This is a genomic window from Hymenobacter sp. DG01, from assembly GCF_006352025.1.
Lineage (GTDB): Bacteria > Bacteroidota > Bacteroidia > Cytophagales > Hymenobacteraceae > Hymenobacter.
On the sequence record NZ_CP040936.1, the window covers coordinates 1,216,293 to 1,231,220 of the forward strand.

Below are 14,928 nucleotides of genomic sequence, written 5' to 3' on the forward strand. Positions count from 1 at the left end.
TGACGCGGGCTAATAGCCGGGTTCCGGCGGGGCCGGAAATCCGCTTGGGGTGCAGCGCTCGTTTATAGCGCCAATATGATGCCCTATCCCATGATTCCGCTGTATAACGCTACCGGTATGCCGGTTGCTTACGCCGACGATGCCTGCCAGGCCATTTACGACGCCCAAGGAAACGTCGTCGCGTGGTTTGAGCAGGAGCTGCTGTACACTGTGCAGGGGCGCTACCTGGGTTGGGTGCAGCAGGGGTGGCTGTACGACCGGTGCGGCCGGCCCGCGCTGTTCGCTGAAAACGCTACGGGTGGGCCCGCCCGCCCGCCGCTAAGCCAGGGTACGGCGGCACCGGCCCGCTTCCGGCTGGCTGCTTTGTCGCATCCGCTGCCCCGCCGCCAGCCCCGGCCCGCCCGCCGCTCCCGCACGCTGGAATGGTCGCCTTTGTCGAGCATCACATACTTCGTGCAGTAGCCGACCAGAGCGCGGGCGGCCTGGTTCCCGTTACTTCCCAGGGAAGCATGCCTTAGCACAGCAGTGCTGAGACTACGCAGCGGCTGGTAGGTATGGGCTTGGTGAGCTAGAGGGGGGTAGGAAACGTGGAAGCGGCTGGGCCCTTCTCCTAAAAAGCCATACCTATTGCGGCAGCCATTGGCCGGCAGCCCTGATCAAGGCATCAGCTCCCGATACGGAGCGTTGACTAAGCAGATCCAGGCAAATGCGCTGCAACTGAATGTCCTGCACGAGGGTAAGCGGCTGCTGCGCATACCGGGCCGAGATAAGCTGGGCCAGCAATACGGCAGCGGTAGAAAACTGTTCTTCGTGCAAGGCAGCGCGAAAAGCTACTTCGGTATCCGACATCAAAAGAGAAATTAGACTCTTCTGGCGAGGCAATAAACATACCAAAGTACAATGCCACAGTGCCGCCCCGCTCCGGCGGCAACATCCCGCCCGGGAATTCGGCAGGGCTACCGCAGCTATTTTCAAAGTGGCCCTTAGCCGCGCCTGGTGTGGTTGGTTAGCTGGTTTGGCCGAGCCACGCCGCGGCCTGCTGCGCATCATTGAAGACGCGGTACACCAGCACGCCCTCGCGCTGCACGCCCTGCATCAGATTGCTCATCGACAAGCGCGCGAATACATCCTGGGGCAGGAGAACGGCCGCAATCATTTCGCGCTGCAGCGCATGAGAAACCGTCAGCCACTGCTCCCGAATCCAGTGGCTTTCCTCCGGGCTGAACGGCGTCAGTAAGCGTTGGTTGGCCAGCATCTTGTTCCAGCCCCGGCGTTTGAGCAGGTTTTCCAAGTGATTCAGAAATGCCTGAAACGTGTTAAACTGCCGTTGGCCAGCATTGTAATCTACTACTACATAACCATCGGGGTGCTCATATAACCGGCCAATAGGGTTTTCATAGTACAGAGGAAGACCTGCAAGCTGAAGCATAGGGTGGAGGGCGCGGAAAAGGGACGGTAAAAGCTGTGCAAGGTAGGGCATACCATCTTACGCATCAACTGTACGCTTCTGGAGCCCGTAAGTGAATTATAAAGCAAAAGCCCCAGCCTGTTTGGGTCGGGGCTTTTTTGTATCGTTGTGGCTATGACACGACTACTGGTTGCTACGATTTTCTCCCTTGCCTTGAACAGCTGCAGTCAGGCACCTCAGGAACAGGAGGCACAACAAGCCAATATTCCGATGAGAGGAGATAGTACTTTGCTGGATAGTGAAGACACGACCATAGAACTCGCTGATTCAGCTCAACATCTGGATTAGCTTCCACAGGTCCTTACTTCATTGTTTATAATAGTAGGCCTGTACGGATGCGACCTACCCGTTTGGTGCGAATAAGTTGTGGCCGCTTTGGCTAAGGCGCAGTTGTATATTGAACTCGGAAGGAGCCGTCTGTAAACTGCACTGTTTCCTGTTGTGCTGACCAATGCTTGTCACGCACCAGAGTCGCCGTAAAGCGTCCTTCCACCACTTTGGACACCGTATCGAGCCGCGTGATTTCCAGGGCGGGCACACCGGGGGTATCCGTGAGGCCGTAGCTATTGCTGATGACATCACCGCCGACGACCGTAACCCAGGAAGCCGACAAGGCCTGCACGGGCGTGAGTTGCGGCGCGGCAGGTAGCGCAAAGCTCAGATTAAGTATTTCGGCCTGTGCGGCATCACCCACCTGCCCGAAGACATAGAATTGCTTACGAGACTTGCTGAAAGTACCACTTCCTGCTGCCGTCCAGGAAGCACGGTCTTTCGTGGCTCGCACAAAAAAGTCTGGCTGCGGCGGGGAGTCTTCTTTGGTGCAGGAAGCTATTGCTGTGAGCAGGAGCAGGCTCCCGATAATCGAGGAAAAAGCAGGTTTCATAATGTGGCGAGGAAGTGGTTAGCTGTAAGAGGCCGCTGAGCACCGAAATAGTTGCATAGCCGCCAGATTGGGCTTCCGTCCGTTTTCTATTCCTCAGCTGGCATGCGCTTATTTCCCCCTGATGGGTCATCCATCTGCATATGCCTACCTAGGGGTAGCATCAAGGAACGGATTGCCGGGGTATGAAAATGCTAAGCGGAGTTGGATGCAAAAAAGCCCCGCCATGTGGGAGAGGCATTTAGTTTGCTGCATTCCATAGTCAAGGAGCAAGAGAATAGTAGAAGAATCTACTTACAGGCTCCAGGCGTAGCAGAAACCACCCCCGCACGACCGGCTTCACAGCTATTCAAATACGTCTTGCCATCGCAGCCGCACACCGGATCTACGTTAGTAGGGCAGGGGCCCGGCTTGATTTTGGTCACGTCGATGCAGGAAGAGGCAGGTTCCGCATCGTTATTCTTCGTAGCACAGGCTGCCAGGCACAGCAGCAGCAGGAAGGAGGGTAGTGATGTACGCATGGTAAGGTGGGTAGAGGTGACGTTACCAAGTATATTACACCAGCATCCAAAATGGTTGCACCCTTAGTTACTGCGCGGCGGTTTCGGCGGCTGGCTGTGGACAGGAGGCCAGATCCATGTACAAAATATTCCAGAGGTGGCCGTCCAGGTCCTGGAAGTTGCGTTCGTACATGAACTCCATTTCGTTTTCCGGCTGCTGGGGCACGGAGTGGCCCCCGGCGGCCACGGCCGCGTTGCCGATGCAGTCCACCTCGGCCCGGCTCTCGACCGACAGACAGATAATGACCTCGTTGGCCTGGTGGGCATTGACCAGGGGCTTAGCCGTGAACGTTTGGAAGAAGGACTGCTCCAGCAGCATTACGAAGATGGTGTCGCTGACGACCATGCAGGTGCCTCGTTCGTCGGTCATCTGCGGATTGAAGCGAAACCCAAGCTGAGTAAACAAAAGTAGAAGCTAAAACGCCCCCTGCAGGGTCGCTGAATGCGACAACTTGCGGGGGTGTTTGCGACACGTATTTTAGCAAGCCAGAGGGCTACCTGCTCCTGGTGGCAGCGCCTGGAGCGGTAGTAATCCGTAATTAGTACGAATTCGCTAGTTTGCTAAGGATGAAACGACTTGCCGTATTTACTGCCCTCTGGGGCCTATGCCTGGGGGCCGCGACGGCCCAGACCAAGCCGGTGCTGTATCCGAAGCTGAGCAAGACGCTGGACAGCTTGGCTTACGTCGATCAGTGGCCCATGCAGCAGATGTTCAAGCAGCTGCCCGACAGCGCCGGCCGGCACCTAGTCGAGGTGGAGAAGGAGAACTATGCCCGCCACCAGCCCGTGCTGGAAAAGATTGTGCGGCAGGTGGGGTACCCGGGTTTCCGGCAGGTAGGGGAGAAAAGCTCCCACAACTTCTGGCTGCTGGTGCAGCACGCCGACGCGCATCCGGCCTTCCAGCGGCAGGTGCTCAAGCTGATGCTACCCCAGGTAAAGCGCCAGAATGCCAGCTCCGTCGACTATGCCTACTTGGTTGACCGGGTAGCCCTGAATGCGGGTCAGCCGTTGGAGTACGGCACGCAGGTGGAGTACAAAGGCCCAGGGATAGGGAAGGCCGTACCCAGGTCGTTGCGCGACCCAAAGAACGTGGATAAGCGCCGCGCTGCAATGGGCATGGAGCCGCTGCAGCAGTATCTGGATAGGATGAGTGCATCGCACGAGCAGATGAACAAGCCTAAGTAGGCAGCACTGCAGGAGTAGATATAAACCCCAAGCCCCTCTCACGGAGGCGCTTTGGTTTGATAGGATGCCGTCCCTCTATGACTTTGTTGTGTAGGTTGAACCGAATAGTTAATGCTTATTGTCGTGCGGCGGTTACTATGGATACCAGCAGTGCAGCAAGTGCTATCACGACACCAATCTTAGCCCACAGTGTGCTTCGATCAGCAGCCTCCGCACTACGCACTGCCGCATCCGCGCTACGAACAGTTGCTTCAGCGGTAGTTCTGCTTAGTTCCTGTTGCTCTTCTTGGGCCTTGCGCTGGCGTTCTGCTTCTTGTTGTTGTCGAAGGGCATGCTGCTTATATCCCCCTCTTTGGTAAATGTCATTGCCTTTTGGGGTGATTGTTACGGAGCGGCTGATCTTAGCCGAAGCCTTTACCAAACCTTCTGCCTCCATCTGCTTTTGCACCAAGCTTATTTCTGCGTAGGAACAGTTAAGAAGCTTCTCGGCATCCTCCATATAGTATTAGCGTATTGGTACATCTACCCCAGCAATATCTTTCATTCCCTACTATCTTCCTAGGCTATGATCCTTGACCTTTCTGGTATTACCACAGAACATGCACTACACAAGCTCTTCAAAACACATCTCGGCTTTCCTGATTTTTACGGCCATAACTGGGATGCCTTCAGGGACAGCATCCGAGGGCTTGTAGAAATGCCGGATGAGTTAGTGCTGGTGAATTGGCATGCGTATGCCCAAGCCTGCCCCAAGGGTATGGCTATCCTGCAGGAAATCATACAGGACTATCCGCTGGATATGCCCGGCAAGCAAATCATCCTAGCCTAGGTAGTACCTTGCCATAATGCGTTTTATTTCCTTTAACCCCGCAATGCTCGCAGCTGTCCAAGCCGGCCGCAAAACGGTAACCCGCCGGCGCCTCCCTTTGGGCTTGCCAATTCAGCAGGAGCCCAGCCGTTACCAGTACTGTGGTATGGTTAAGGAAGGTGCCCTATTCGAAGATCCGCAGGCTCAGATGATTCCACCGGTTCCATGTCCCTTCGGTCAGCCGGGTGATATACTGCAGGTGCAGGAAGACCCAGCGCTACGCTTGCAGGTAGTCAGCCTTCGGGCTGAGCAGGTCCGCTGCCTTACCGAAGCCGACGCCTTGGCCGAAGGCATTCGCTCATTGGAGCAGGGCGGGCAGATACAATGGGGTGGGGTAGAGACGGATGCGGTAGGGGAATTGCAGTGGTTCAATACGCCGATAGCTGCATTCCAGAACTTACTCGAATCTATATATCCAACTGCCTGGTCGCGCAATGAGTGGATGTGGGTGGTGGAGTTTAGTAGATTGATATAGTTGCAAATAGGATCAACACGGCTGCCCAATAACAGCGAGGCCCCAGCTGTTCCACCAGCCGGGGTTTCAGGAAGGAGGAAGCGGCAACACCTTACTTCTCAGCAGTAATTCAACTTACGAAAGCAGTGGTGACGTTGCTACCGCAACAGCCGCCGCTTCTGCTCTTCAAACTCCTGCTCGCTGAGCACACCCTGCTCACGCAGCTGCTGGAGCTTGCGTAGCTCATCGGCCACGGAGACAGGAGCGCCCGGCTGCTGCACGATGACGGTCGGCTTGGCCGGACGAAGTAGGCGCCAGATGCCGGACAGGATCAGGATCAGCAGTAGGCACATGATGATAAGCACTTCGGCGCCACCGATGGCGCCTATAAGTAGGAATAAGGAGAGGAGCATGGCAAAAAAAGATACATAACGAAAAAACCCGTTGTAAATCAATGATTTACAACGGGTTTAGAATCCTGTGAGCCCCCTGCCGGGATCGAACCAGCGACCTACTGATTACAAGTCAGTTGCTCTACCAGCTGAGCTAAGGAGGCGTTAAGGTGGGACAAAAGTAGTAGTTGAAGGGAAACGGACCAAAGGTTTAGCCAGAAATTCTGCGCAGATGTAAGTAAGTGCCTGAGCTTCCGAAAAATAAAAAACGCCTCCGGCACGAAGCCGGAGGCGTTTTTCAAGAATGGCAAGAGCTGACGGCCGTGTCGGCCTGGACTAGCCGCGAATAAGCCGCAACTGTTTTTTCAGGCCGTCTATTTGCACCTGCGCTTCATTGATACGGCCCTGGTACTCCTCCCGCAGCTGGTTGGCATTTTTGGAGCGGGCAAAAAACTCCAGGTTGGTCTTCAGGGTGGAAATATCATTTTCCAGCTCGTTGATTTCCCGCCGCAAGGCCTGCTCTTTTTTGTACAGATGCTGCTGGGCATCGGGACCCGCTTTGAGGCGTTCTACCTGCAGGGCCAGCAGCAGGTCGCGCCGCTCAGAGGCCGGCAGGCCCGGCACCTGATCCAGGTACTTCGCCATCAGGCTCTGAAACTTCTCCTCGGCCCGGTCGGCGTGGCGGGCAGCCCCATCAAAGGCGCGCCAGCCCTGTACCAGCTGCTGGAAGCCCTCCACAGTGCCGGGCTGCTCGGGGGAGAGGGCCGCAACTACCTCGGCTACTTGGCTAAGATGCTGGCTCTGCTCCTGGCTGAGCTGCTGAGCATGCTGCTCGCGCTGGCGGGTTTCTTCTTTCTTACGGTCGAAGAAAGAGTCGCAGGCCGTGCGGAAGCGGTTCCACACTTTGTCGGATTGCTTTTCCGGAACGCGCCCAACAAGCTTCCATTCCTTCTGCAGCCGAATAACGGTTTCCCGGGCTTCCTCCCAATTGGGGTTCTGCAGGGCAGCCTCGGCCTGTTCGCACAAGTCCAGCTTGCGCTTCAGATTGGCATTCTTTTCCTCATCGAGGGCCTTGAAAAACTGGTTTTTACGCTGAAAGAACCCTTTATAAGCGCCCCAGAACTGCTTGTTCATGGCCTCAGCCTTGTCGCGCGGTACCAGGCCGGCCGCATCCCAGGCCTCCTTCAGCTTCTGCAGCTCGTCGGTTTTGGTCCGCCACTCGTTTACGCGCTCCGTCTGAAACTCGGCGTAGGGCCGGAGCTGGTCAAGCAGAGCCGTCTTGCGCTCGAGGTTGGTGTTTTCCTGGGTCTGGCGTGCGGTCAGAAACTCCTTCTTACGGTCGTGTACCTGCTCGGAAGCCTGCAGGAAGCGCTGCCAGAGGGTTTCGCGCTGCTCATTCGGAACGGGACCGATGTGCTTCCATTCCTCGTGCAGCTGCCGCAGCTCCTGCAGGGCCTTATTGATGCTGGGCTGCTGCTGCAGGGCCTCGGCCCGGGTAATCAGGGCTTCTTTGGCTTCGAGGTTGCGCCGCCGGTCCAGCTCCTTCATCTCGAAGAACAGGCCGCGGTTGTTATAATATATATCCAGCAGGGCGTGGTAGCTGTTCCAGAGCTCCTGGGCTTCCTTCTGTGGCACCGGGCCGGTTGCCTTCCAGTCGCTCTGCAGGGCCTTGATGCGGGCGGAGCTGTCCTTGGTTTCAGCCGACTCCACCAGCTGCCGGAGCTGCGTGAGTAGCTGCTGCTTGTGAGCCAGGTTTTTGGCGCGCTGCTCATCCTCGGCTTTGGCGTCGCGGGCGCGGCTGTCCCGGAACTCCTGGAGGGCCTTGCTTAGCTCAGCGTGGCCGGCGGGCCCGGCGTAGCTGAATTCTTCGGCCGGGCTGCCTTCCTCGGTGAAGCGCTGCCGGGCAGCGGCCCGGTCGGCTTGCTGGGCTGTCTCGTAAAGGCGGTGCAGCTCGAAAATCTGCTTGCGGTTCTGACGGGCATCGGGGCGCTGAAGCAGGGAAAGCAGGTGAGCGGCCTGCTCCGGCAGGGAGAGGGTAGCAAAATCAGTGGCCCCCTGTTCGGGTACGTATTCCTCATCCTCGTCCGTAGTGGCCGGCGCGTCGGATGAAGTAGGCAGTGAGCCTACCGTGGGCGCCGTTTCCAGGGCCGATTCTACGGTTTGCGTGGGCGCGACATCTACCACGGGGGTTACGTGAGGCGCTTCGGGCTGGCTGGCCTCGGTGGAAGCTGGCTCCGACTCAGAACCTGGGGTAGGCGTACCGTAATGGGCCACGGCGCGGGCCTCACCGGCCGAATGAATCGGCTGTGCGGCGGCCTCCGGAGCTACGTGAGAAGCTGACTCGGCTGTGGCCGCGGCTTCGGGACTCCCGGCGGCGTCGGGTGCGGGATGCGGGGAGGCTGCCGGCAGGGGGGGCTCGGCATTCGTCTCCGTAGGTTCCTGCCGGCCGCGGATTTCGGCCAGCCGGCGTTCCAGAATGCTCTGGGGCGACTCCGCCTCGTTGCCGGAATTAGTGGGGGTAGGGGCGTCTTGTTCGGGTAGCATAAAAGTCAGCAGAAGAACCCCGTAAAAAGGGGTGTGGAGCGCTTAGTTAAGACGGGGGTCGGTGGGGTAATTGGACAGGACGCGGTAGCGGCCGCCTTTTTCGCGCAAAATGGACCGCCAGAGGGCATCCGTGTCCAAAGTAAATACTTTCCCGGCAGCATTGGGATGCACAATCCAGACATTTTCCCGCACTTCCTCGGCCAGCTGCCCGGCCGTCCAGCCCGAGTAGCCCATGTACAGCCGCACGGCGTCGGGGGCAATAGTACCGGCCAGCAGATGGTCGAGCAGGGGGGCAAACTCACCTCCCCAGTACACGTCCTGTCCCAGACTTTCGGCCTGGGGCAGGCCGGGCTGCTGGTGCAGGTAGTGCAGCGTATCGGGCTGGACGGGGCCGCCAACGCCGAGCGGGATGCGTGCGGCCGGCAGAACGCTGCCGCCGGGCAGCTCCAGCACGTCGCCGAGCTGCAGGGTGGCGGGGCGGTTAAGCACCAGCCCGAAGGAGCCCTCTTCCTCGGAGTGGCTGCAGAGCAACACCACGGTACGCTCAAAATTGGGGTCCCCCAGGTACGGCTGGGAGATAAGTAAACTACCCGGACGAAGACGCGGCATGGGGAAGAAGGTTTGGTGAAGAAAGGCCAGGGGCCGGAAGAAAAGGCAGGATGCCCCAGGAGCGGCCCGGCCCTGGGTTATGGACGCGGGGCGGCCGGCCCGGTAGCAGAAAGTACGCGAAGCAGGGGGGCAGAGGTTCCGGCCCCCGGCCCTATTATGCTACCTTGCGCCCGAATTGGTTGTTTTAGGCAGTAGCAAGGTCGCTTGCCGACCCCGCTATTTAGTTTTTCGGTCCTACTTCTTTCTCCCATGACTGACCAGCAACTGGCCGCCCTGCGCCAGACGTATTCCCAACGCACCCTCACCGAGGCGGACGTGCTGCCTGATGCCGTGGGGCAGTTCCGGGCCTGGCTCGAGGAGGCCATTGCGGCCCAACTGGATGAGCCCACGGCCCTGACCCTGGCCACTGTAAACGAGGCCGGGCAACCGGCCGCGCGCATTGTGCTGCTCAAGGGCCTGCCCAACGATGAGGGCTTTCTGTTTTTTACCAATTATGATTCGCGCAAGGGCCAGGAGCTGGCCAGCTCGCCCTTGGCGGCCATGACGTTTTTCTGGCCGGGTCTGGAGCGCCAGGTGCGCATAGAAGGACGGGTGGAAAAAGCGCTGGAATCCGTCTCGACGGAATACTTCCAGAGCCGGCCCCGGGGTAGCCAGGTGGGCGCCTGGGCCTCGCCCCAGAGCCAGCCGATCCGGAGCCGGGAAGAGCTGGAGCAGCGGGAGCAGGAAATCGAGCGGCAATTCGCCGGCCAGGAGCCGCTGCCGCGCCCTCCGCACTGGGGAGGCTACCTGCTGCGGCCCCAGCGCGTGGAGTTCTGGCAGGGGCGCCCGTCCCGCCTCCACGACCGGATTGTGTACGAACGGGTAGGGCTGGACTGGCGGCTAAGCCGGCTGGCACCCTGAGCCAGTAACGGCTGCTGCCGGGGCTGAGGACGGCGCGGCGCGTCCGGCCGGAAACAGGTCGGCGCCGCCCGGTGGGGTAGGGAAGAAGCACCACCGCTTCTGGCGCCCCGCCTCCTCACCACCCTTCTTTCTTTATCACCTCATCACCTACTACGTTGCCTGATATTCAACCCGTACGGGGCTGGCGCTACAATCCCACGCTGAGCCAGCGGATTGACGAGTATGTTTCGCCCCTCTTCGACGTGGTATCGCCGAAGCAGCGGGAGGCCTTGTACCGCAACCCGCTCAACAGCATTCACTTATCGGTTCCGCGGGGCGAAAACCCGGCCGAAGCCGCCCGCCTGCGCCTGCAGCAGTGGCAGCAGCAGGGCGTGCTGGTGCAGGATGAGCTGCCCGGCATTTATGCCTATTATCAGTATTTCAGGCTGCCGGGTAGCCCCCGCGAGTACTGCCGCAAGGGGTTTATGTGCCACATCCGGGCCACGGAGTGGAATGAAAACGTGGTGCTGCGCCACGAAAACACCCTGCCCGCGTCCGTCAACGACCGGGCGGAGCTGCTGGCCTGCACTCAGTTTCAGACCAGCGCCACCCACGGCCTCTACCGCGACGATGCCTTCGAGCTGGAAGGCTACCTGGATGAGGCTATCTGGAACCCGCTCTACCAAACGGAAGAAGACTACCAGGGGGCCCGCGACGTGCTGGCCGTGATTCAGGACGCGGGCGTAATCCGGCGGTTTCAGGAAGTGCTGGCCGCGCGGGAGGTAATTCTGGCCGACGGGCACCACCGCTACGAAGGCTCCCTGGCCTACCGGCGGGTCCGGCGGGCGGCCGCCGGCGCGGGCTACACCGGCCAGGAAGCTTGGAACTTCCACCTGATGTACCTGACCAACGCCGCCGCCGACGACTTACGCATTCTGCCTACCCACCGCCTGTTGCTGGAGCTACCCGAAGGCCTGACGACGGAGCAGCTGCTTGCTCGCCTCACGCCTTATTTTACCTTGCTTCCCCTCGATGACCCCTACGATCTGCCTGAGCGTATCGCGGGCAAGCCGTGGGCCTTTGGCCTGTACCTGGGCCAGGGGCAAAGCTACAAGCTGCGCCTGCGGCCGGAGGTGCATTCCCAGCTGGACTGGGCGACGACCCCCGAGGTAAAGGCCCTGGATCTGACGGTGCTGCACTACTTCGTGCTGGAAAAGGCGCTGGGCATCGTCGGCCCCGAGGCCCAGCGGCAGTGGACCGGGGTAGCCTACGTGCGCAGCTTTTCCGAGTGCCTGAGCCGGGTGGACCGCGGGGAGGCGCAGGCCGCGCTTATTACCAACGAGGTGACCATGGCGGAAGTGGAGCGGGTTTGTCACTCGGGAGCCGTCATGCCGCCCAAGTCCACCTTTTTCTATCCTAAAACCATCGGCGGGTTTCTGTTCAGCAGTATCCGCGACGAGGAAACCGCTTCGCCCTTCTATGCTGCCTTCCGCAACTGATTTGCCCGCCGCCCGGCCCCGGCTAGTGCTGGCTTCCAACTCGCCCCGCCGCCGCCAGCTCCTGCGGGAGTTGGGGCTGACCTATGAGGTACGCCTGCGGGAAGTCGAGGAAAACTTCCCGCCCCACCTAGTGCGGGCGGAAGTGGCCGAGTACTTGGCCGCTCACAAAGCCGTCGCCTACGCCCCTGACCTGGCCTCGGATGAGCTGGTCATCACGGCCGATACCATTGTGTGCCTCGACGATGACGTGCTCAACAAGCCCGCCGACGCGGCCGAGGCCGTGCAGATGCTCCGGCGCCTGCAGGGCCGTGCCCACGACGTGTACACGGGCGTGTGCCTGCTGCACGGCGACGGCCGCCGGGTGGTTTTTTCCGACCAAACCCGGGTGCACTTCCGTTCTCTTTCGCTGGCTGAAATCGAGCATTACGTGGCCACGTACTCTCCCCTCGACAAGGCCGGTGCCTACGGGGCGCAGGATTGGATTGGCATGGTGGCTGTGGCGCGCCTGGAGGGATCTTACTTCAATGTGATGGGCCTGCCCGTGCACCGGGTGTGGGAAGAGTTGGAGAAGCTGGGCGCGGTAGGCGTCTGATCTACAGCTGAATAAGGCCTGTTTGCTAGAGTTGGCCGCGGCCTCCGGCGGCTGAGCTGGTCGGTAGTGTCCTCGCCGGTTTGGCCGGGATTAGTTTACTTCGTGGTTTCGCCGCTCCACTTTTCCTGCCCGTATGCTGCCCGCTTCCGCCTCTGTCTCCGTTTTGCACCGCCTGCGTCATGAAACCCAGCCCTACCACACGGCCCTGGAGCAGAATGCGTTCAACCGGGCGCTGATGGCCGGCACCGTAACCCCCGAAGACACGGCGCGCTTTCTCGCCAAGCTGTACGGTTTCCTGCTACCCTACGAAGCCGCGCTCCGGGCGCATTCGTTTCCGGCCGAGTGGGAGGTAGCCGCCCGTTGCCGGGCTCGTCTGATTGAGCAGGATGTGGCGCAGGCCGCCGGCTTACCCCAGTGCCCCGATATGCCTCCACTGCGCACCCGGAGCCAGTTGCTGGGCGCCCTATACGTGCTGGAAGGCTCTACACTGGGAGGCCAGGTTATAACCCGGCAGCTGGCCCGGGCCGGTATCGCGGCCCGCACGTACTTCACCGGGTACGCCGAGCAGACCGGCGCCCGATGGAAAAGCTTCTGCGGGCTGCTGAGTGACGCCGCCACCCACCCGGCTGAGCAGGACGAGGTGGTAGAGTCGGCTATTGTTACCTTTCAAAAGCTACACGCGTGGATCGAGCAACCGTAATCAACTCCGATGAGCCCCTGCTCAACGCACCCGTCACCCTGACCAACTGCGACCGGGAGCCGATTCATATTCCCGGTTCGGTGCAGCCCTACGGGTTTCTGCTATGCCTGACCGAGGATACCCACCGCATTGTGCACGCCAGCCAGAACACCCAGCAGCTGCTGGGCTGGCCGGCTCAGCAGCTGCTGGGCGGGGGGTTGGAGCAGCTGATGGGGCCGGAGCAGGTCGCCCACGTGCGGGAGCAGTTTGCTACCCTCACGGAGGCAGCCCGGCTGTTGGGTGTGCGCCTCGATGAGGTGGCCGGCCAGCCCTTCTACAAGCTAATTCTGCACCGCTACGATCAGCTGCTGTGGCTGGAATTTGAGCCCGTGAACGAAGCCGGGGCCAGCGTGCTGGACCTGCCCGCCCTGAACGTAACCCTGGGCCAGATGCTGACGGCCAGCTCCGTGCGCGAGTTCTGCCAGCGGGCCGTGGATGAAGTCCGCGCCCTGACCGGCTTTGACCGGGTGCTGATGTACCGTTTCGCCGAGGATGCCAGCGGGGAGGTAGTTGCCGAGGCCAAGCGCGAAGACCTGGAGCCCCTGCTGGGCCTGCACTACCCCGCCACCGACATTCCGCAACAGGCCCGGGCCCTGTACCTGAAAAACTGGCTGCGCTTTATTCCGGATGTGGCCTACCAGCCCGCCCCGCTCGTGCCCGTGCTTCACCCCACGGCCGCCCGCCCGCCCGATATGACCCACGCGGTGCTGCGCAGCGTTTCGCCCGTGCACCTGGAGTACCTGCGCAACATGGGGGTAGCCGCCACCATGACCATTTCCGTGATTCAGGAAGGCCGGCTCTGGGGGCTGATGACCTGTCACCACCTCACTCCCCGCCTGATCAGTTACGAGCTGCGCGAGTTGTGCCTGTTTATCGGTAAAACGTTTTCGGCCCTGCTGGCTACCAAGCAGCAGCAGGATGACTATGCCTACCAGCTGCACATCCGTCAGACCCAGGCCCAGCTGTTTGAGCAGGTAAGCCGGCACACCGATTTCATGGAGGGCCTCTACCAGCACACCCCTACGGTGCAGGACGTGATAAACTGCGGTGGGGCGGCCGTGTGCTTCGAGGGCCGGATAGTCACGCTGGGTACTACCCCCACCAACGACCAGATTCAGGAGCTGCTGCGGTGGCTGCGGGAAAACGTGCGGGAAGACGTGTTCAGCACCAATTCCTACGCCCGGCATAACCCCGCCGGAGTAGCCCTGCGCAATACGGCCAGTGGGCTGCTGGCCATTGCCCTGGCCCACGAGCCCGGCGACTACATTATCTGGTTTCGGCCGGAATTGGTGCAAACCGTGACGTGGGCGGGCAAAACCCAGAAAGCGGAGGTACTGCAGAATGGGCAGCTGCACCTCTCGCCGCGCCAGTCGTTTGAGGCTTGGAAGCAGCTGGTGGATAATACCTCCGCCCCCTGGACTCCGCTGGAGCTAACGGCCGCCGGAGAAATCCGCCTTCACCTCTCTGATGTGCGCCTGAAAATAGTGAACGAGCTGCAGGCTCGGGCTGCTATTCTCAGCCGTCTGAATACCGAGCTAGAGCGCAGTAACAACGAGCTGGACTCTTTTGCCTACGTGGCTTCCCACGACCTGAAGGAGCCCCTGCGCGGTATTCACAACTATTCTATCTTCCTGCTGGAGGACTACGCCGACCAGCTTGATGCCGACGGGGTCAGCAAGCTGCAAACCCTGGTGCGCCTGAGCCAGCGGATGGAGTCCCTGATTGAGTCGTTGCTGCAGCTCTCGCGGGTAGGGCGCCAGGAGTTGGTGGTAGCCGAAACCGACCTGGGGGAAGTGGTAACCGAAATTCTGGAGTTGCTGCAGCCCCGCCTGGAAGAGCTTCGTACCACCGTCACGGTGCAGGATCCGCTGCCTACCCTGCGCTGCGACCGAATCCGGGTACAGGAGGTGCTGGCCAACCTGCTGACCAATGCCATGCGCTACCACGACGGGCCCGAGGGCCGCGTGAGCATCGGGCTGGCCCCGGCGGGTACCACGGGCCCGCGCGGCACCGGAAACCCTCAGGATTATTTCGTGTTGTATGTGCGCGACAACGGCATCGGCATTGACCCCAAGCACCACCACGCCATCTTCCGGATCTTTAAGCGCCTGCACGCCCAGGACAAATACGGGGGGGGCACCGGCGCCGGCCTGGCCATTGCCCGCAAAATGGTGGAGCGTCACGATGGCGAAATGTGGGTAGAATCCGTACCAGGTCATGGCGCCACCTTTTACTTTTCCCTCTCAAAGCATTTATAAA

The 14,928-nt window shown here is 60.4% G+C and carries 18 protein-coding genes and 1 tRNA gene; 9 read left to right on the top strand and 10 right to left on the bottom strand.

What is annotated here, in order from left to right:
- Nucleotides 1–75: 75 nt before the first annotated feature.
- Nucleotides 76–462 carry a 4-fold beta flower protein gene (locus tag FGZ14_RS05135; RefSeq protein ID WP_139921882.1) on the top strand — a complete coding sequence of 129 codons (387 nt, stop codon included), beginning with the start codon at nt 76–78 and terminating at the stop codon, nt 460–462.
- 162 nt (nt 463–624) lie between these two features.
- Here the strand turns inward: FGZ14_RS05135 and FGZ14_RS05140 are convergent, their stop codons facing one another.
- The 5 genes from FGZ14_RS05140 to FGZ14_RS05160 form a co-directional block, all read right to left on the bottom strand.
- Entirely contained in the window at nt 625–849 is a 225-nt protein-coding gene (locus tag FGZ14_RS05140; RefSeq protein ID WP_139921884.1) for a hypothetical protein, read from the bottom strand.
- 157 nt (nt 850–1,006) lie between these two features.
- Nucleotides 1,007–1,429 carry a hypothetical protein gene (locus FGZ14_RS05145; RefSeq protein WP_139921886.1) on the bottom strand — a complete coding sequence of 141 codons (423 nt, stop codon included), beginning with the start codon at nt 1,427–1,429 and terminating at the stop codon, nt 1,007–1,009.
- A gap of 418 nt (nt 1,430–1,847) precedes the next feature.
- Nucleotides 1,848–2,351: a hypothetical protein gene (locus FGZ14_RS05150; RefSeq protein ID WP_139921888.1), complete on the bottom strand. Its 504-nt coding sequence runs from the start codon at nt 2,349–2,351 to the stop codon at nt 1,848–1,850.
- Between the two features lie 287 nt (nt 2,352–2,638).
- A complete protein-coding gene (locus FGZ14_RS05155) occupies nt 2,639–2,869 on the bottom strand; it encodes a Kazal-type serine protease inhibitor (protein ID WP_139921890.1) in 231 nt (76 codons plus the stop codon).
- A 67-nt stretch (nt 2,870–2,936) separates the two neighbouring features.
- Nucleotides 2,937–3,314, bottom strand: coding sequence for a VOC family protein (locus FGZ14_RS05160; protein WP_139921892.1), 378 nt, complete (start codon nt 3,312–3,314; stop codon nt 2,937–2,939).
- A gap of 161 nt (nt 3,315–3,475) precedes the next feature.
- Between FGZ14_RS05160 and FGZ14_RS05165 the strand changes: the two genes are divergently transcribed.
- The gene (locus FGZ14_RS05165; RefSeq protein WP_139921894.1) at nt 3,476–4,093 is read left to right on the top strand and encodes a DUF6624 domain-containing protein; all 618 of its coding nucleotides are present in this window, start codon (nt 3,476–3,478) and stop codon (nt 4,091–4,093) included.
- A 115-nt stretch (nt 4,094–4,208) separates the two neighbouring features.
- On the opposite strand, the gene FGZ14_RS05170 is transcribed toward FGZ14_RS05165, so the two are convergent.
- Nucleotides 4,209–4,592 (bottom strand): hypothetical protein, encoded by a 384-nt coding sequence (locus FGZ14_RS05170; protein WP_139921896.1) that lies wholly within the window; start codon nt 4,590–4,592, stop codon nt 4,209–4,211.
- 66 nt (nt 4,593–4,658) lie between these two features.
- Between FGZ14_RS05170 and FGZ14_RS05175 the strand changes: the two genes are divergently transcribed.
- Both FGZ14_RS05175 and FGZ14_RS05180 read left to right on the top strand, forming a co-directional pair.
- On the top strand, nt 4,659–4,922 hold the full coding sequence (locus FGZ14_RS05175; protein ID WP_139921898.1) for a barstar family protein: 264 nt from the start codon (nt 4,659–4,661) through the stop codon (nt 4,920–4,922).
- Nucleotides 4,923–4,965: 43 nt separating this feature from the next.
- A complete protein-coding gene (locus tag FGZ14_RS05180) occupies nt 4,966–5,436 on the top strand; it encodes a hypothetical protein (RefSeq protein WP_139921900.1) in 471 nt (156 codons plus the stop codon).
- 137 nt (nt 5,437–5,573) lie between these two features.
- Here the strand turns inward: FGZ14_RS05180 and FGZ14_RS05185 are convergent, their stop codons facing one another.
- The 4 genes from FGZ14_RS05185 to FGZ14_RS05200 form a co-directional block, all read right to left on the bottom strand.
- Complete coding sequence (locus FGZ14_RS05185; RefSeq protein ID WP_139921902.1) at nt 5,574–5,828, bottom strand: SHOCT domain-containing protein; 255 nt, start codon at nt 5,826–5,828, stop codon at nt 5,574–5,576.
- Between the two features lie 70 nt (nt 5,829–5,898).
- Nucleotides 5,899–5,971: transfer RNA gene (locus FGZ14_RS05190), tRNA-Thr, on the bottom strand.
- A 172-nt stretch (nt 5,972–6,143) separates the two neighbouring features.
- A complete protein-coding gene (locus FGZ14_RS05195) occupies nt 6,144–8,351 on the bottom strand; it encodes a DUF349 domain-containing protein (RefSeq protein ID WP_139921904.1) in 2,208 nt (735 codons plus the stop codon).
- Between the two features lie 42 nt (nt 8,352–8,393).
- The gene (locus FGZ14_RS05200; protein ID WP_139921907.1) at nt 8,394–8,960 is read right to left on the bottom strand and encodes a YqgE/AlgH family protein; all 567 of its coding nucleotides are present in this window, start codon (nt 8,958–8,960) and stop codon (nt 8,394–8,396) included.
- Between the two features lie 249 nt (nt 8,961–9,209).
- Here FGZ14_RS05200 and pdxH point away from each other — a divergent pair, with 249 nt between their 5' ends.
- From pdxH to FGZ14_RS05225, 5 genes are all read left to right on the top strand, one after another.
- Nucleotides 9,210–9,860: a pyridoxamine 5'-phosphate oxidase gene (gene pdxH, locus FGZ14_RS05205; RefSeq protein WP_139921909.1), complete on the top strand. Its 651-nt coding sequence runs from the start codon at nt 9,210–9,212 to the stop codon at nt 9,858–9,860.
- A 155-nt stretch (nt 9,861–10,015) separates the two neighbouring features.
- On the top strand, nt 10,016–11,338 hold the full coding sequence (locus FGZ14_RS05210; protein ID WP_139921911.1) for a DUF1015 domain-containing protein: 1,323 nt from the start codon (nt 10,016–10,018) through the stop codon (nt 11,336–11,338).
- Nucleotides 11,319–11,930: a Maf family nucleotide pyrophosphatase gene (locus tag FGZ14_RS05215; RefSeq protein ID WP_139921913.1), complete on the top strand. Its 612-nt coding sequence runs from the start codon at nt 11,319–11,321 to the stop codon at nt 11,928–11,930. Before FGZ14_RS05210 ends, FGZ14_RS05215 begins: the two co-directional genes overlap by 20 nt.
- 133 nt (nt 11,931–12,063) lie before the next feature.
- Nucleotides 12,064–12,630, top strand: coding sequence for a biliverdin-producing heme oxygenase (locus tag FGZ14_RS05220; protein ID WP_139921915.1), 567 nt, complete (start codon nt 12,064–12,066; stop codon nt 12,628–12,630).
- On the top strand, nt 12,612–14,927 hold the full coding sequence (locus FGZ14_RS05225) for an ATP-binding protein (protein WP_139921917.1): 2,316 nt from the start codon (nt 12,612–12,614) through the stop codon (nt 14,925–14,927). The genes FGZ14_RS05220 and FGZ14_RS05225 overlap by 19 nt, the downstream gene beginning before the upstream one ends.
- Nucleotide 14,928: the final 1 nt, after the last annotated feature.

What these genes read in the sequence shown, in the direction of transcription:
- FGZ14_RS05135 (WP_139921882.1), top strand. Translation starts at nt 76, where the DNA reads ATGATGCCCTATCCCATGATTCCGCTGTATAACGCTACCGGTATGCCG.
- FGZ14_RS05140 (WP_139921884.1), bottom strand. Translation starts at nt 849, where the DNA reads ATGTCGGATACCGAAGTAGCTTTTCGCGCTGCCTTGCACGAAGAACAG.
- FGZ14_RS05145 (WP_139921886.1), bottom strand. Translation starts at nt 1,429, where the DNA reads ATGCTTCAGCTTGCAGGTCTTCCTCTGTACTATGAAAACCCTATTGGC.
- FGZ14_RS05150 (WP_139921888.1), bottom strand. Translation starts at nt 2,351, where the DNA reads ATGAAACCTGCTTTTTCCTCGATTATCGGGAGCCTGCTCCTGCTCACA.
- FGZ14_RS05155 (WP_139921890.1), bottom strand. Translation starts at nt 2,869, where the DNA reads ATGCGTACATCACTACCCTCCTTCCTGCTGCTGCTGTGCCTGGCAGCC.
- FGZ14_RS05165 (WP_139921894.1), top strand. Translation starts at nt 3,476, where the DNA reads ATGAAACGACTTGCCGTATTTACTGCCCTCTGGGGCCTATGCCTGGGG.
- FGZ14_RS05170 (WP_139921896.1), bottom strand. Translation starts at nt 4,592, where the DNA reads ATGGAGGATGCCGAGAAGCTTCTTAACTGTTCCTACGCAGAAATAAGC.
- FGZ14_RS05175 (WP_139921898.1), top strand. Translation starts at nt 4,659, where the DNA reads ATGATCCTTGACCTTTCTGGTATTACCACAGAACATGCACTACACAAG.
- FGZ14_RS05180 (WP_139921900.1), top strand. Translation starts at nt 4,966, where the DNA reads ATGCTCGCAGCTGTCCAAGCCGGCCGCAAAACGGTAACCCGCCGGCGC.
- FGZ14_RS05185 (WP_139921902.1), bottom strand. Translation starts at nt 5,828, where the DNA reads ATGCTCCTCTCCTTATTCCTACTTATAGGCGCCATCGGTGGCGCCGAA.
- FGZ14_RS05195 (WP_139921904.1), bottom strand. Translation starts at nt 8,351, where the DNA reads ATGCTACCCGAACAAGACGCCCCTACCCCCACTAATTCCGGCAACGAG.
- FGZ14_RS05200 (WP_139921907.1), bottom strand. Translation starts at nt 8,960, where the DNA reads ATGCCGCGTCTTCGTCCGGGTAGTTTACTTATCTCCCAGCCGTACCTG.
- pdxH (WP_139921909.1), top strand. Translation starts at nt 9,210, where the DNA reads ATGACTGACCAGCAACTGGCCGCCCTGCGCCAGACGTATTCCCAACGC.
- FGZ14_RS05215 (WP_139921913.1), top strand. Translation starts at nt 11,319, where the DNA reads ATGCTGCCTTCCGCAACTGATTTGCCCGCCGCCCGGCCCCGGCTAGTG.
- FGZ14_RS05220 (WP_139921915.1), top strand. Translation starts at nt 12,064, where the DNA reads ATGCTGCCCGCTTCCGCCTCTGTCTCCGTTTTGCACCGCCTGCGTCAT.